Raw genomic sequence first — 16,300 nt, 5'->3', positions numbered from 1 at the left:
TCAAATGAATTTTAAAACAAAGAACTTATTAATATTTTTCTTTTTTGCAGTACAATTAATTTTTGCACAACAAGCAGCTTTCAAAGCTAGTGTGAGTAAAAATAAATTAGGATTAAACCAACGTTTTAGAATCGAGTTTGATATTAATGTTCAAGGAGCAGATAATTTTACACCACCAAGTTTTGCAAATTTTACTGTGATAAGTGGTCCAAGTCAATCTGTAAATCAAACTTGGATGAATGGAAAAGTCACTTTTTCGCAAAGATATATTTATACACTACAACCTAAAAAGATGGGAAATCTTACGGTTGGAAGTGCAACGATTGAATACAATGGGAATTTGTTGAAAACAAAACCTGTAAAAATTTCAGTTACAAAAGAAGTTGAGGTTCCAGCAGATCCTAATAATCCGGATTATATCGCAGATCAGAATATTCATCTAGTTGCTGAGGTTTCGAATACGAAGCCCTATATTGGAGAAGCAATTACGGTTGTATATAAAATCTTGGTTAGTGAAAAAATCATAGCAAATAATTTAAGAGAAAGGCCTTCACAGCAATTTAATGGATTTTGGCACCAGAATATCGAGCTTAAAAACCAACGTGTACAAGAAACAATGTATAATGGTGAGCGCTATAGATATTTGATTGTAAAGAAAGATCTTTTGATTCCACAGAAATCAGGGAAATTATATATTGATCCTTTTAAAATGGGAGTAACAGTTGGAGTTCCTACAGGTAGAGGAGATTTTTTTGGTAATATGATTACAAGAAATATTGCAAAAGAATTGACTACAAAGAAAAGATTGATCAATGTTCAAGAACTGCCAGTAGAAGGACAGCCAGAGAATTTTACAGGAGCAGTAGGAGATTTTACGTATAAAATGACTGCAAACAGAACTCGATTAAAAGAGAATTCTTCTGCGGAAATTAAAGTACAAGTAACTGGAAAAGGAAATTTAAATCTGTTTGAATTACCAAAAATTACAACTTCAGAAGAGTTAGAAGTTTATACACCTACTCGAGCTGATAAAGTAAGACCATCAGGGAATACACTTTCAGGAAGAGTTTCGGATACTTATGTTGTAGTTCCAGAATATAAAGGAAAGTATAAAATTTCAGAGACATCTTTCTCGTATTTTAATCCAAAAGACAAAAAATATCATACGATTACAGCAGCACCAATTTTCATCGAATCTTTAGGAGGAACACCAAAAGCACAAGAAGAAAAACCTGTTGAAACAAAGAAAGATATTTTAGCAAATAATGATAATAATTTTAAAGATATTGAGACAAAAACGAAGTTCTTTAAAGAAGATACTTCTGATTTCTACAACTCAACTTTATATTACATTTTAATTATAATTCCATTATTGGCTATTCCTGTTGGAATCATCATTGGAAATAGAAAACAAGCTAGAGATGCTGATGTAGAAGGAAAACGTTTACGTAGAGCGAATAAATTAGCTAAGAAATATTTATCAGATGCTAAGAAGCAATTAGGTAAAAAAGAAGAATTTTATGTGGCACTTGAAAAGGCTTTACATAATTTCTTAAAAGCCAAATTGAAGATTGAAACTACAGATATCAGTAAAGAGAAAATCGCGGATATTTTAAGATCTAAAGATGTAGATGCTGTCGTGATTCAAGAATTTATTACGGTATTAGACGATTGTGATTTTGCAAGATTTACACCTACAACAAATGTGATGATGCAAAAAGAATTTGACAAAGCGAAAGATTTAATTATTAAACTTGATAAAGCACTTTAAGAGATGAGAAAACTAATTTTATTTTTATGTATCTGTATTTTTTCTTTTGCAAGTGCTCAAAATCAAAATCCAAAAACGCTTTTTGAGCAAGCAAATTCTCTTTACAAAGCAGATAAATACAACGAAGCAATAAAGAAATATAAAGAGATAGAAAGCGAAGATTATATCTCGGATGTTTTGTATTTCAATATGGGAAATACGTATTATAAATTGAACCAAATTGCGCCTTCGATTTATTATTATGAGAAAGCTTTAAAAGTAAATCCGAATAATAAAGAAGCGAAAAACAATTTAGTTTTTGCAAACAGATTGGCTTTGGATAAAATTGAAGAAGTTCCGAACTCTGTTTTGGAAAATATTTCGGATAATTTTATCATGAAGTTCAATTATAACCAATGGGCATGGATTGCTGTAGTTGGCGCTTTTGTTTGTGCAATTTTCTTTTTGATTTATTATTTTTCTTATACTTCTAAAAAGAAATTATTGTTTTTCAATGTTTCTATTTTTGCTTTTATCGTTTTTGGAATAAGTTTCTTTTTTGCGATTAAAAATCATAGTTTAATTACAAAAACAAAAGAAGCGATCATTTTCTCAGAAAAGATTCCTGTGAAAGAATCACCAAAAATGAATAGTGAAACACTGTATGATTTGCATGAAGGAACGAAAGTTTTAGTGATCGATTCTATGGAAGATGGTTGGAGTAAAATCAAGATAGCAAATGGAAGTGAAGGTTGGGTACAATCGGAAAGTTTCAGAGAATTTTAAACAAAATATTTTAGATATAGAGAAAGCTCATTTTTTAATTAAAATGAGCTTTTTTGTTTAGGCCAATTCTTAAACCATTAATTTTTTAATCCAAGGAGAAATAAGTATGGCTACTATTCCGATTACAATAGAAAGTAAACCAAAACTTGCAAAAGTAGAAACATAACCATAAAGCTGTTGGAAGTTTTCATTAAGGAAATTCTCATTAGAAATTCCTGTAAAAAAATGAACAATAGAATCCAACCAACTAGACTCTGATGAAGTTTCTACTTTTGTTGTAAGTTGTGCTATTTTTCCTGCAAAAAAATGACCGAAAAAAGAAGCCGAATACCAAATTCCGATAATGAATGCAACCATTTTTGCTGGAGACAATGCTTCCATTTTAGATAAACCAATTGGAGAAAGAAATAATTCCCCCACTGTAAGCACAAAATATCCGATGAAAAGGAAAATCATAGGAGTTCTAGCAAAAGCATCTGAAAAATGACCTGAGATACCAAAAATTAAAAAACCAAGTCCTAATAAAAACATTCCGATTCCAAATTTTACCGCAGCATTTGGATTTATTTTTTTTCTATCTAGATAAGTCCATAACCAAGAAAAAGGAATTGCCAATAACATAATAAATCCAGAATTGATACTATTTGTCTGTGCAGCATTGATTCCTATTAGATTCACATTTCTACTTGCAAAAAGTGTTACAGAACTTCCTGCTTGTTCGAAAATTGCCCAGAATAAACTTCCTAACAAAACAAAATAAACAACAGCCAGAAGTCTTCTTTTTTCTTCTTTACTAACTTTTCTGTAGATGAAGAATAAAATAGTAGCTATTAATAGAAAAACGATTCCTACCAAATAATGTTCGTATTGATGAAAAACAATTAATACAGCAAAAATTGGAACTACTAAAAAGGAAAGAATGTTGATTAATTTCCCTTGCTTGATTCCGAATCTTTTTTGATTATAAACTTCTTTTTTTGGAATTTTTCCTTTTTCGCCAAAAACGCCAACTTTCATTCCTCTATAAAACATAAAAAGCCCAAATAACATTCCGATTCCTGCCATTGCGAAACCATAATGCCATCCGTAAGAAATAGCAAGCCAAGAACAAATAAGCGGCGCGATAGCTCCTCCAACATTTACACCTAAATAAAAAATAGTAAAACCAGAATCTCTTCTTTTATCTCCAACAGGATATAATAAACCAACAAATGAAGAAATATTAGGCTTAAAAAAACCATTTCCTACAATGATAATTGCTAAAGAGGCGTAAAAGAAAATTGGTGTTTCAAAACTCAAAAGAAAATGTCCGATTGCCATTAAAACTCCTCCAAGCATAATTGCTTTTCGATATCCGATGATTTTATCGGCAATCATTCCTCCGAAAAGTGGCGTAACATAAACTAAAGACATATATGCTGCAAAAACTCCGAAAGCATTATGATCTGAGAAAATTAATTTTTGTGTCATGTATAACATTAACAAAGCTTTCATTCCATAGAAAGAAAATCGTTCCCAGAGCTCTGCAAAGAATAAATAGAACAATCCTTTTGGATGCCCTAAATAGGTGTTAGAAGTTTCTTTTTCTACTAAAATAGTTGTTTCCATGTTTTAAATTTTAAGATTAAACATGGGCAAATTCGCAAGGACTATTTTTTATTCAGAACAGAATAATAATTTATTCTAATAAATACTTGATTGTTATTAATTGTTGGTAGTTACAAATAATTACAAAGTTAAATTAACTGTTGATTTTAAAGTGTTTATGTGTGTTTTTTGAAAAGTGAAACTTAAATATCTCATTTTCAAACAATTTATTTTGAAAGACTTTAAGTATAATTTTTTTCCATCATGAAATAGGTTTTAATGATAAAATTGATGCTATTTTTCATTAGTTTTTTTGTACTTTAGCTTCTCAATATTTAAAAAAATATATTTTTAAGCTTATGGCGACAAAAGACGTAGAAAAAGAAAAAGAAGCAAAATTAAAAGCATTACAATTAACACTTGACAAACTAGACAAAACATACGGAAAAGGTTCTGTTATGAAGCTTGGTGATGTTGCTGTGCAAGATGTTGATGTAATTCCATCAGGATCTTTAGGAGTTGATTTGGCATTAGGAGTTGGAGGATATCCAAAAGGAAGAATTATCGAAATTTACGGACCTGAATCTTCAGGAAAGACGACTTTGACAATTCATGCTATTGCAGAAGCTCAAAAAGCTGGAGGTATTGCCGCATTTATTGATGCAGAGCATGCTTTTGATCGTTTTTATGCTGAAAAATTAGGAGTAGACATCGATAACCTTATCATTTCTCAACCAGACAATGGAGAGCAAGCTTTAGAGATTGCTGATAACTTAATTCGTTCTGGTGCTTTTGATATCGTAGTAATTGATTCAGTTGCTGCACTTACACCAAAAAGTGAGATCGAAGGAGAAATGGGAGATTCTAAAATGGGATTACAAGCTCGTTTAATGTCTCAAGCTTTAAGAAAGTTAACAGGTTCTATTAATAAAACAAACTGTACGGTTATTTTCATTAATCAGTTACGTGAGAAGATTGGTGTAATGTTCGGGAATCCTGAAACTACAACAGGAGGTAACGCATTAAAGTTCTACGCATCTGTAAGAATTGATATTCGTAGAAGAACGCAAATCAAAGATGGAGATAAAGTAATCGGAAACAGCACGAAAGTAAAAGTTGTTAAGAATAAAGTAGCACCACCTTTCCAAACTGCAGAATTTGATATTATGTATGGAGAAGGAGTTTCTAAAGTAGGAGAAATCTTAGATTTAGGAGTTGAGTACGGAATTATCAAGAAAAGTGGTTCTTGGTTCAGTTACGGAGATTCTAAATTAGGACAAGGACGTGATGCAGTGAAAAACATCATCAAAGACAATCCTGAATTAGCTGAGGAATTAGAAGCTAAAATTGTAGCTAAAATTCAAGGAACGGAAGAAGTAGAAGAAGCTGCTACTGAAGGTAAGAAATAAGAATAAAACTTATATAAAATTAAAAAGAGACTGAATTATCAAATTCAGTCTCTTTTTTTTGGAATAAAAAAAAGGCTCTCTCAGAAACTGAGAAAACCTTTTTAACATCTATTAAACTATTATTTATACTACTTTCAACAAGAAGTAATTTTTCTTACCTCTTTGTAAAAGCACATATTTATCAGCAATCAAATCTTTTGTTCCAACAACAAAATCATCTTTTACTTTTTCTTTATTGATTGAAATAGAATTCTCTTTTAAAGCTCTACGAACTTCTCCGTTTGACTTTAAGAATCCGTTTTCTGCAAATGCAGCAACAATATCAATTCCAGCTTCGATAGCATCTCTGGAAACTTCTGCTTGCGGAACTCCTCCGAAAACATCTAAGAAAGTTTGCTCACCAAGAGCATTTAATTCTTCCGCAGTTGCTTTTCCAAATAAGATTCCAGAAGCTTTTAAAGCATTCTCATAATCTTCTCTAGAGTGCACCATACAAGTTACTTCCTCTCCAACACGTTTTTGTAAAATACGCATGTGAGGCGCTTCTTTATGCTCTGCAATTAAAGCATCAATTATTTCTTTATCTAAGAAAGTAAATTTCTTGATGTAGTTTTCCGCATCCTCATCAGAAGCATTAAACCAGAATTGATAGAATTTATAAGGTGAAGTCAATTCTTTATCTAACCAAACATTTCCTCCTTCTGATTTTCCGAACTTTGTTCCATCTGCTTTCGTGATTAAAGGACAAGTTAATGCATACGCTTTTCCTTGTGCTTTTCTACGAACTAATTCCGTTCCAGTAGTAATATTTCCCCACTGATCAGAACCACCCATCTGAAGCAAACAGTTTTTATTTTTATATAAATGATAGAAGTCGTAACCTTGGAATAACTGATAAGTAAATTCTGTAAATGACATTCCCACATTCGACTCAGAACCCAAACGTTTCTTTACCGAATCCTTTGCCATCATGTAGTTTACAGTTAAATGTTTTCCAACATCTCTAACAAAATCAATAAGTGAGATGTCTTTCATCCAATCATAATTGTTTACAAGCTCCGCAGCATTTTCTGCATCACCATCAAAATCTAAAAAGCGCTCTAAAGTTCTCTTTAAACCTGCAACATTACGATTCAATGTTTCTTCGTCCAATAAGTTTCTCTCATTAGACTTCCCTGAAGGGTCACCAATCATCCCAGTCGCTCCTCCAACTAAAGCTAAAGGTTTATGTCCTGCCTTCTGGAAATGCATCAAAATGATAATCGGAATCAAACTTCCGATATGCAATGATTCCGCAGTAGGATCAAAACCAATATAACCTGTAGTTACTTCTTTAGTCAAAAGCTCTTCCGTTCCAGGCATGATGTCGTGCAACATTCCCCTCCAACGTAATTCTTCAACAAAGTTAGTATTCATATTTATATAAAAATTAAATTCAAAAATTAGTAAAAATTTTATTTCAAATTCCCCTCTTGAGAGGGGCTAGGGGTGTGTAAAAACCTCTAAAAATAAAATCATAAATCCAAAAAACAATATTTGGGCGTTCCCTTTCGCTTCCTCTATGTTCCAGCTACAGGTCGGGCTTTTCGTTACAAGTTTCGTTTTTTCAAAAAAGAATTTCTAGGTCATCCGTGGGCTTCTAAGGTCGCCTCCGTTTCCCAAGAAAATCTAATTTTTTCAAAAACAAAAGCTTTCCACTACAATCCCTAACGCATTCATTTCAACGAAATAGAACCAAAAACCAATAAAGTTTCTTAAATTGTATAGCAAAGATAAAAATCCATTTATATTATAAGTATCATTCTAGAATAATTCTTTACTTTCGTTGCATGATTTTAGTTACAGGAGGCACAGGAATGGTTGGAGCGCATTTATTATATCATTTAGCGCTAGAAAACGAGCAAATAATTGCGATTTACAGAAGCGAATCAAAATTAAAAGCTGTAGAAAACGTATTTTCTTACTACACTGAAAACACCAACCAACTTTTCAAAAAAATCATTTGGGAAAAAGCAGATATCGAAGACACTATTTCTTTAGAAGAACTTTTTCAAAAACACAAAATCACACAAGTTTATCACGCCGCAGCATTAGTTTCTTTCAACCCGAAAGATTATAAAAAAATGCGTCAAGTTAATATTCAAGGAACGATGAATATTGTGAATTTCTGTATTGATTTTAATGTAGAAAAGCTATGTTATGTAAGTTCTGTAGCAACTTTAAGCAAAAAAGTAAACCAAGAATTTTTAGACGAATCTTGTGATTGGAATCCTGAAGAAAAAAATTATGGTTATGCAATTTCCAAATACGGAGCCGAAATGGAAGTTTGGCGAGGAACACAAGAGGGATTAAACGCCGTAATCGTAAATCCGGGAGTAATTCTAGGAGCTGGTTTTTGGAAAAACGGAACAGGAGATATTTTCTCTAAATTTCATAAAGGTTTTCCATATTACACAGAAGGAATTACTGGATTTGTTGGTGTGAAAGACACCGTAAAAGCAATGATTCAGTTGATGAAATCAGATATTAAAGATGAAAGATTCGTTTTAGTTTCTGAAAATATTTCTTTCAAAGACTTGTTCTTTTCCATTGCTGGAAATTTTCAAAAGAAAAAACCTTCCAAAAAAGTTTCAGAAGGAAGCATGAAACTTTTAGCAGTTTTAGATAAAATTAGATGTTTCTTTACAAACGGAACACCACTTCTGACAGAACAATCTGTAAAATCTGCACATTCTAAAACGTATTACAACTCCGATAAAATAAAACAAGAATTATCCTTTGATTTTGAGCCAATTTCAACAACAATTTCCGAAATTTGCACAGATTTTAATCGAGATAAATAATTCAAAAATTAATGGAGTGTAAAATTTTGATTTTAGATTTAGATGGAGTTTTAATTACAACACCTCCTTGGAAACAAGATGAAATGGATTCAGATAATTATTCTAGATTTAATTCTAAATGTGTTCAAAATTTAAATCAACTTTTACAATATCATCCTTTTGAAATTTGGTTAAGTTCTACTAGAAGAACTGTAAGAACTTTAGAAGAATTTAATGCAATTTTTGCGCATAGAAATATTGTACAAACAATTCAAGGTTTTGTACCTGAATATCCAAATTGTAAATCTCGAAAAGAAGAAATCGAACAATTTATTAAAGAAAATAATATAGAGAATTTTTTAATCCTTGATGATGATAAGTCTTTACATTCTTTAAACTCTAATTTCAAAAATCATTTAGTTTCAACTGAACTTACACTAGGTTTTAATGAAGAAAAGTTAGAAGAAAGTTTAGAAATTTTGAATGGTTAATTCTCTTTTCAAAAAGTCATTCCATGACAACAAGAAAACCTGTTATTACATTTAAACAAATAAATGCTTTAGCAATTCCTGCAATTATTGCTGGGATTGTCGAACCTCTTTTATCTATTACAGACACAGCAATCGTTGGAAACATCAAAATAAATCCAACCGAATCTTTGGCTGCTGTAGGAATTGCAGGTTCATTGATTTCTGCTCTAATCTGGATTTTAGCACAATCTCGTTCTGCAATTTCTGCAACGATTGCAAGATATTATGGTGCAGAAAAAATAGAAGATATTCATATTCTTCCAGCACAAGTTTTATCGATAAATCTGATTTTAAGTTTAATCGTTTATGTCATTTCCATCACTTTTGCAGAATCCATTTTTAAGATGTACAATGCCGATGGATTGCTTTTAAACTATACCATTCAATATTATAATATTCGGGCAATTGGTTTGCCTTTTACGCTTCTAACTTTCTCCATTTTTGGAGTTTTTAGAGGATTACAGAATACATTTTGGCCAATGGTAATCAGTATTATTGGAGCTGTTTTGAATGTAGGTTTGGATTATTTATTGGTTTTTGGTGTAGAAGGATTTATTGAACCAATGCACATTGAAGGAGCTGCAATTGCGAGTGTAATTGCACAAATTACAATGTCTGTTTTGGCATTTGTTTTTATGCTTTGGAAAACTCCTTTTAGATTGAAACTAATTTTTCCTTTACACAAAGAAGTAAAACAAATTGTAATCATCACCATCAATTTATTCTTGAGAGCTTTATCTCTGAATATTGCACTTTATATGGCAAATGCTTATGCGACAAGCTATGGAGAAGCACATATTGCAGCGCAAACAATTGCTTTTCAGATTTGGTTATTTTTCGCCTTTTTTATCGATGGTTATTCCAGTGTTGGGAATATTGTTTCTGGAAAATTACTTGGACAAGGAAATTATAATGGATTAGCAGAATTAAGTAGAATTATAAGTAAATATGCTATTGTTATTTCTATTATTTTAGCAGTTCTATTTTTCGCTCTTTACAAACCAATTGGTGAAATGTTTACCGATGAACAAGATGTCTTAAAATTGTTTTATGATGTTTTTTGGATTGTGATTTTAATGCAACCATTGAATGCAATTGCTTTTGTTTTTGATGGAATTTTTAAAGGAATGGCAGATGCTACAACTTTGAGAAATACGTTGATTATTGCAACTTTTATCGGTTTTGTTCCTACACTTCTTTTGGGAGATTATTTCCATTATGAATTGTACGGAATTTGGCTAGCTTTCACGGTTTGGATGTTGTTTAGAGCAGGAATTTTAATCTGGAAATTCAAAACAAAAATTTTAACCCAAAAAATAACCAACTAATGAATCAAGGAACGATTGAAACGAATATTGAAAATAAAATAGCAACAGTTACATTTTTTCACCCAGCGAGTAATTCTTTTCCAAGTTATTTACTAGCAGAATTGGCAGAAACATTTAATCAATTAGATAAAAATGAAGAAATCAATGTAATTGTTTTAAAAAGTGCGAAAGAAAAAGCTTTTTGTGCTGGAGCCTCTTTTGATGAGCTTTTAGCAATTGATAATTTAGAAGATGGAGGGAAATTCTTCATGGGATTTGCGAATGTAATTAATGCAATGCGTAAATGTTCTAAAATTATCATCGGAAGAATTCAAGGGAAAACCGTAGGTGGAGGAGTTGGATTGGCTGCTGCTTGTGATTATGCTTTTGCAACAGATGCAGCTTCTATAAAACTTTCAGAAATTACGATTGGAATTGGACCTTTTGTAATCGAGCCAGCTGTGGAGAGAAAAATCGGATTGGCAGCAACTTCAGAATTATCTTTAGATGCAACAAACTGGAGAAATGCAAAATGGGCAGCAGAAAAAGGATTATTTCAAGAAGTTTTTGAGTCTATTGAAACAATGGATATTTCTGTACAAAAATTTGCAGAGCGTTTTGCAAACTACAATCCAGAAGCTTTAGCAGACTTGAAAAAAGTACTTTGGAAAAATACAGAAAATTGGGATACTTTATTAGCGGAAAGAGCAGAAATAAGTGGTAAATTAGTCCTTTCTAATTTCACGAAAGAAGCACTTTCTAAATTTAAAAAATAAAACATGTTAGCAACAAGCATCGCATTAATACAAGAAGTTCCAGATATAAAGCAAAAAATAAAAGATGCACCAAATTCTGATTATGAGATTGGAGCAACAATAGGATCATTTATTCCTTTGGTAATATTGATTATCTTTGCATACATCATTTATTATAGAATGAAGAAAATAAAAGACTTAGATAAATAATTATGAGTACAATTCGAATTACAAAGCAGTTTGATTTTGAAGCGGGACACGCTTTATTTGGTTATGATGGAAAGTGTAAGAATGTACATGGACATAGCTACAAATTATCTGTAACAGTGATTGGAAAACCAATTACAGATATGGATAATGTGAAATGTGGAATGGTAATCGATTTTGGAGATTTGAAAAGAATCGTGAAGCAAGAAATTGTGGACAAATTCGATCATGCAACTGTTTTTAATAAAAATACCCCACATATTGAACTTGCAAATGAGTTAAAAGCTAGAGGACACGATGTTCGTTTGGTAGATTATCAACCAACTAGTGAGATGATGTTGATTGATTTTGCAGCAATTATTAATGCAAAATTACCAGAAAACATTAAACTTCATTCTTTAAGATTACAAGAAACAGGAACTTCGCATGCGGAGTGGTTTGCTTCAGATCAGGAATAAAATATTTTTAAAGATATAAAATGAAAACCTAATTCTATAATTGCTTAGAATTAGGTTTTTTGTTTTTTGCGAAAGGGATTGTAGTGGAAAGCTTTTCTTTTGAAAAAAAATAATTTTTCTTAACAAGCGTAGGCGACCTAAGAAGCCCACGTATTGTTTAGAAAAACTTTTTTTGAAAGAGAAAACTTGGAAAGAAAAGCCCGACTTTTTTCCTTTATTTCTTAAAGGAAAAAGATTCGCCCAAAATAAAAAAGAGGATATCATTTGTATTTTTAAAAGCTTTGAAGCCTTGTCTGAAAAACTGTAATTCTAATTAAAAAAACTACTACCTTTGATTTTCGATTAAATACACACAGAAATGAACGATTTTATATTTTTTCTTAATGAAGGAATAAATCATGTTTTAGATATAAATGCTTACGATCATGTTTTATTCTTAATAGCATTAGCAGTAATTTATAGTTTTAAAGAATGGAAAAAAGCAGTGAGTCTGATTACACTTTTTACGGTTGGACACACAGTTACTTTACTTTTAGCAGCATATCAAGTAGTTGCTTTTCCTTCTGAAGTTATTGAGTTTTTGATTCCAGTTACGATTTTAATCACTTGTATTTTTAATATTACACAAAAGAGAAAAGAAAAATCATTTGTGAAAGAAAACTTGAATTTAATTTTTGCCTTTTTCTTTGGATTAATTCACGGATTAGGTTTTTCAAGTTATTTTAAAATGTTGATTGGAAGTACGGAAAACAAATTTGTACCGTTATTAGAGTTTGCACTTGGAATAGAATTTGCGCAAATCATTATAATTTTCGCAATTTTCAGTATCGAAGCAGCATTATCAAGATATGCAAAACTTCCGAAAAGAGAGTGGATTCTGATTACTTCGTCTATGGTGGCAGGAGTAGTTTTTCCAATCTTGATGGAAAATAAAATTTGGTAAAAGAGAAATAAAATAAGTAAATTACTATAAGAAAATGACGCAAAAACAATTACGATATCACGAAGCTTACATGCGAATGGCGACGGAATGGGGGAAATTATCTCACTGTGAAAGAAAGGAAGTAGGAGCGTTAATAGTAAAAGATAGAATGATTATTTCGGATGGGTACAATGGTACACCAACCAATTTTGAAAATTGTTGCGAAGACGAAGAAGGAAATACCAAATGGTATGTATTACACGCTGAAGCAAATGCGATTTTAAAAGTAGCAGGTTCTACACAATCTTGTAAAGGAGCAACGCTTTATATCACATTATCTCCGTGTAAAGAATGTAGTAAATTAATACATCAGGCAGGAATCACGAGAGTGATTTATAAGGAACAATATAAAGATGATGCTGGAGTAAAGTTTCTTGAAAAAGCAGGAGTCGAACTGATTCATTTAGAAGTTTAAACAATGAAAAATAAAATCAATTTACCTCTTTTTATCGGACTTGGAATTGCATTCGGAATTCTGATAGGAAGTACATTTAATTATAAAAATAATGCCATTGTATTTTCTGCTTCAACAACTGGAAGTGAAGAGAAAATCAAGCGTCTGATAGATTATATTCAATACGAATATGTCGATGAGGTAGATACAGATAGCCTTTTGGATGAAGCTATCGAAAATATGCTTGAAAAATTAGATCCACACTCGGTATATATTCCGAAAGAAAACTTAGAGCAAGTTACAGAAAGAATGCAAGGAAACTTTGTTGGAGTTGGTATTCAGTTCAGAATGTATAAAGATACTTTGATGGTGGTAAGAACTATTGAAGATGGACCAAGTGAAAAAGCTGGTATTTTGGCGGGAGATCGTTTCTTGATGGCAAATAAGGATACACTTTTCGGAAGACAATTTTCTAGTTTGGATGTGATGAAGTCTTTAAAAGGAATTCCAGATTCAGAAATTGATTTGTTGGTTTATAGAAAATCAACAGGAGAGAAATTGAATATTCCTGTAACGAGAGGAAAAGTAAGTATCAAAAGTATTCCAGTAGCTTATATGTTGAATGATACTACAGGTTATATCAAAATGGAGCGTTTTGCAAACACAACTTATGATGAGTTTAAAAATGCTTTAGATGATTTAAAATCAAAAGGAATGAACACGATGGTTTTAGATCTTAGAGATAATTCTGGTGGATATCTTCATATTGCAAATCAAATTATTGATGAATTTTTAGAAAAAGGAAAACTAATCGTTTATACTAAAAATAAAAAAGGAGCAATTAATAAATCTTTTGCGAAGAAAAAAGGAGCTTTTGAAGATGGAAATTTATATGTTTTAATCAATGAAAACTCTGCTTCTGCAAGTGAGATTGTTGCTGGAGCATTACAAGATAATGACAAAGGAACTATTGTTGGAAGAAGATCTTTTGGTAAAGGATTAGTACAACAAGAAATGAATCTTGGAGATGGTTCTGCGGTTCGTTTGACAACTTCAAGATACTACACACCAACAGGAAGATCGATTCAAAGACCTTATGGAGAAAAAACAGAAACTTACTACGAAGATTATCTGAAAAGAGTAGAAAGTGGAGAGTTATTGAGTGCAGATAGTATCAAAACTGTGGATTCTCTTCGATTTACAACTCCAAAAGGAAAAGTAGTTTATGGAGGAGGAGGAATCGTTCCAGATGTTTTTGTTCCAATCGATACTACTACTTCTGTTCATGGTGTTTTTGTTTCAGATTTAAACAATTTTGTATTTGAATATGTAGATAATAATCGAGCAGATTTAAGCAAATGGGATGTAGATACTTTTGTGAAAGAATTTGATAGAGATAATAAAATTTTAAACCAATATTTAAAAAAGTTTTCTTTAGAAAAAAATATTTCTACACAAGAGAAAAAAGTAATTCATCGTTATTTGAAAGCATTGATTGCACAAAACTTATTTGACGATATAGGTTACTATAAAGTACAAGAAGATTCGGACAAAATGATCGATAAAGTGTTGGAATTACAAAAGGAGAAGAATGACGAATAAGAAGATATATTTTGCTTCGGATCAACATTTGGGAGCACCAACTCCAGAGTTGAGTAAAGTAAGAGAAGAAAAATTTGTCAAATGGTTGGATACAGTAAAACAAGATGCGGAAGCGATATTTTTACTAGGAGATTTATTTGATTTTTGGTTCGAATATAAAACGGTGGTTCCAAAAGGTTTTGTTAGAACTTTAGGAAAACTTGCAGAAATCACTGATAGTGGAATTCCAGTATATTTCTTTGTTGGAAATCATGATTTGTGGATGGGAGATTATTTTGAGAAGGAATTAAATATCCCAGTATATCATGAGAAAAAAGAATTTACACTTCAAGGGAAGAAATTTTTAATCGGACATGGAGATGGTTTAGGACCAGGTGATAAAGGTTATAAAAGAATGAAAAAAGTGTTTACAAATCCTTTTTCAAAATGGCTTTATCGTTGGTTGCATCCAGATATTGGCGTTCGTTTGGCACAATATCTTTCAGTGAAAAATAAATTAATCTCAGGAGATGAAGATGTAAAATTTTTGGGAGAAGACAAAGAATGGTTGGTGCAATATTGTAAGCGAAAATTGGAGACAAAACATTATGATTATTTTGTTTTCGGACATCGTCATTTTCCAATGGAAATTAAGTTGAAAGAAGATTCAACCTACATAAATACAGGAGATTGGGTTTCTTATTTTACTTACGGAGTCTTAGAAGACGGGAAGATGCAATTATTGGAATGGAAATAATGAATATTTAAATTTGAAGTTATTATTCATTTTTAATTAAAATATAAAAGCATTAGACTATTTTTTAATATAAAACACATAAAATTTTAAAAGCACTTTCTTTATAAAAATGATTTTTCTTGATTTTAATAGGAATTTTATAAAGTAAGTGCTAAAAAATGTGTAAAACAATATTTTAAATTAGTTTAAACTATGAAAAATTGATGAATTTATCTTTTTTAAAATGATTCTAAATAAGTGTAAAATCTGAAAATTGCTATAAATAGCCATGTATATATCTTATCTTTGTTTCTTGTAAAAACATAATAAACAAAAATGAGCAGATTTTATTCTTCTTCAGTAGGACGAAAAGTGTTAATGGCACTTTCTGGTTTTTTTCTGTTGTTTTTCTTACTACAACACTTCTTAATTAACTTTTTATCGGTATTTAACAAAGAGGCATTTAATGGTGCGTCAGATTTCATGGGAACAAACCCATTTGTTCAATACGCTTTGCAACCAGTACTTTTCTTTGGTATCATTTATCATTTGATTATGGGAATGTATTTAGATGCAAAAAATAAAGGAGCAAGAGGTGGAAAGTATGCAAAAAACAATGCAGCAGCTAATGCTTCTTGGATGTCAAGAAACATGATTATTACAGGTGTGATGATTTTATTATTCATCTGTTTACACATGGTTGACTTCTTTTTCCCAACAATCAAAGCACATTACATTGATCATACGCATTTAGATGCATATGAAATGGTAGTGGCTAAATTTGCTAATCCAGTGTTCGTATTAATTTACGTTGTAGCTTTTGCTTTCTTAGCATTACACTTATTACACGGATTTCAATCAGCTTTCCAATCAGTTGGTTTTAACAATAGAAAATATACGCCAGCTATCAAGAAACTTGGAACAATATACGCAATTGCAGTTCCTGTAGGATACATGTTTATTGCAGTATTTCATTATATTAATTCTCTATAACGA

At 31.2% G+C, this 16,300-nt stretch carries 16 protein-coding genes; 14 read left to right on the top strand and 2 right to left on the bottom strand.

All coding sequences use genetic code 11. From position 1 onward, the window contains the following. Nucleotides 1–4: 4 nt before the first annotated feature. Nucleotides 5–1,771 carry a BatD family protein gene (locus I0K12_RS08270; protein ID WP_196886979.1) on the top strand — a complete coding sequence of 589 codons (1,767 nt, stop codon included), beginning with the start codon at nt 5–7 and terminating at the stop codon, nt 1,769–1,771. Nucleotides 1,772–1,774: 3 nt separating this feature from the next. Then, on the top strand, nt 1,775–2,536 hold the full coding sequence (locus I0K12_RS08265; RefSeq protein WP_196886976.1) for a tetratricopeptide repeat protein: 762 nt from the start codon (nt 1,775–1,777) through the stop codon (nt 2,534–2,536). Nucleotides 2,537–2,605: 69 nt separating this feature from the next. Here I0K12_RS08265 and I0K12_RS08260 read toward each other — a convergent pair whose 3' ends face one another. After that, nucleotides 2,606–4,144 carry a peptide MFS transporter gene (locus I0K12_RS08260; protein ID WP_196886973.1) on the bottom strand — a complete coding sequence of 513 codons (1,539 nt, stop codon included), beginning with the start codon at nt 4,142–4,144 and terminating at the stop codon, nt 2,606–2,608. Between the two features lie 338 nt (nt 4,145–4,482). Here I0K12_RS08260 and recA point away from each other — a divergent pair, with 338 nt between their 5' ends. Next, nucleotides 4,483–5,532: a recombinase RecA gene (recA, locus tag I0K12_RS08255; RefSeq protein ID WP_196886970.1), complete on the top strand. Its 1,050-nt coding sequence runs from the start codon at nt 4,483–4,485 to the stop codon at nt 5,530–5,532. A gap of 123 nt (nt 5,533–5,655) precedes the next feature. Here recA and tyrS read toward each other — a convergent pair whose 3' ends face one another. Further along, nucleotides 5,656–6,948: a tyrosine--tRNA ligase gene (gene tyrS, locus I0K12_RS08250; RefSeq protein WP_196886968.1), complete on the bottom strand. Its 1,293-nt coding sequence runs from the start codon at nt 6,946–6,948 to the stop codon at nt 5,656–5,658. Between the two features lie 413 nt (nt 6,949–7,361). Here tyrS and I0K12_RS08245 point away from each other — a divergent pair, with 413 nt between their 5' ends. The 11 genes from I0K12_RS08245 to I0K12_RS08195 all read left to right on the top strand — a co-directional run bounded on the left by I0K12_RS08245 (nt 7,362) and on the right by I0K12_RS08195 (nt 16,297). After that, nucleotides 7,362–8,375 carry an NAD-dependent epimerase/dehydratase family protein gene (locus I0K12_RS08245; protein ID WP_196886965.1) on the top strand — a complete coding sequence of 338 codons (1,014 nt, stop codon included), beginning with the start codon at nt 7,362–7,364 and terminating at the stop codon, nt 8,373–8,375. 11 nt (nt 8,376–8,386) lie between these two features. Further along, on the top strand, nt 8,387–8,845 hold the full coding sequence (locus I0K12_RS08240; protein ID WP_196886963.1) for an HAD domain-containing protein: 459 nt from the start codon (nt 8,387–8,389) through the stop codon (nt 8,843–8,845). A 23-nt stretch (nt 8,846–8,868) separates the two neighbouring features. Next, entirely contained in the window at nt 8,869–10,212 is a 1,344-nt protein-coding gene (locus I0K12_RS08235; protein WP_196886959.1) for an MATE family efflux transporter, read from the top strand. Then, the gene (locus tag I0K12_RS08230; protein ID WP_196886956.1) at nt 10,212–10,967 is read left to right on the top strand and encodes an enoyl-CoA hydratase/isomerase family protein; all 756 of its coding nucleotides are present in this window, start codon (nt 10,212–10,214) and stop codon (nt 10,965–10,967) included. Before I0K12_RS08235 ends, I0K12_RS08230 begins: the two co-directional genes overlap by 1 nt. A gap of 3 nt (nt 10,968–10,970) precedes the next feature. Then, nucleotides 10,971–11,156 carry a hypothetical protein gene (locus I0K12_RS08225; protein WP_196886953.1) on the top strand — a complete coding sequence of 62 codons (186 nt, stop codon included), beginning with the start codon at nt 10,971–10,973 and terminating at the stop codon, nt 11,154–11,156. A 2-nt stretch (nt 11,157–11,158) separates the two neighbouring features. Then, nucleotides 11,159–11,611 (top strand): 6-pyruvoyl trahydropterin synthase family protein, encoded by a 453-nt coding sequence (locus I0K12_RS08220; RefSeq protein WP_196886950.1) that lies wholly within the window; start codon nt 11,159–11,161, stop codon nt 11,609–11,611. Between the two features lie 358 nt (nt 11,612–11,969). Continuing rightward, nucleotides 11,970–12,554, top strand: a complete 585-nt coding sequence (locus I0K12_RS08215; RefSeq protein ID WP_196886948.1) for a HupE/UreJ family protein — start codon at nt 11,970–11,972, stop codon at nt 12,552–12,554. 34 nt (nt 12,555–12,588) lie between these two features. Beyond that, nucleotides 12,589–13,008 (top strand): deoxycytidylate deaminase, encoded by a 420-nt coding sequence (locus I0K12_RS08210; protein WP_196886946.1) that lies wholly within the window; start codon nt 12,589–12,591, stop codon nt 13,006–13,008. A 3-nt stretch (nt 13,009–13,011) separates the two neighbouring features. Next, complete coding sequence (locus I0K12_RS08205; protein WP_196886944.1) at nt 13,012–14,589, top strand: S41 family peptidase; 1,578 nt, start codon at nt 13,012–13,014, stop codon at nt 14,587–14,589. Next, complete coding sequence (locus I0K12_RS08200; protein WP_196886942.1) at nt 14,579–15,325, top strand: UDP-2,3-diacylglucosamine diphosphatase; 747 nt, start codon at nt 14,579–14,581, stop codon at nt 15,323–15,325. Before I0K12_RS08205 ends, I0K12_RS08200 begins: the two co-directional genes overlap by 11 nt. A 315-nt stretch (nt 15,326–15,640) precedes the next feature. Further along, nucleotides 15,641–16,297 carry a succinate dehydrogenase cytochrome b subunit gene (locus tag I0K12_RS08195; protein WP_196886940.1) on the top strand — a complete coding sequence of 219 codons (657 nt, stop codon included), beginning with the start codon at nt 15,641–15,643 and terminating at the stop codon, nt 16,295–16,297. The last annotated feature ends 3 nt before the right edge of the window (nt 16,298–16,300 follow it).

It is taken from the genome of Aureivirga sp. CE67 (assembly GCF_015767245.1).
In the GTDB taxonomy this organism is placed as follows: domain Bacteria; phylum Bacteroidota; class Bacteroidia; order Flavobacteriales; family Flavobacteriaceae; genus Aureivirga.
The sequence above is the reverse complement of the archived record's forward strand: the minus strand, read 5'-3'. Positions and strand labels throughout refer to the sequence as shown.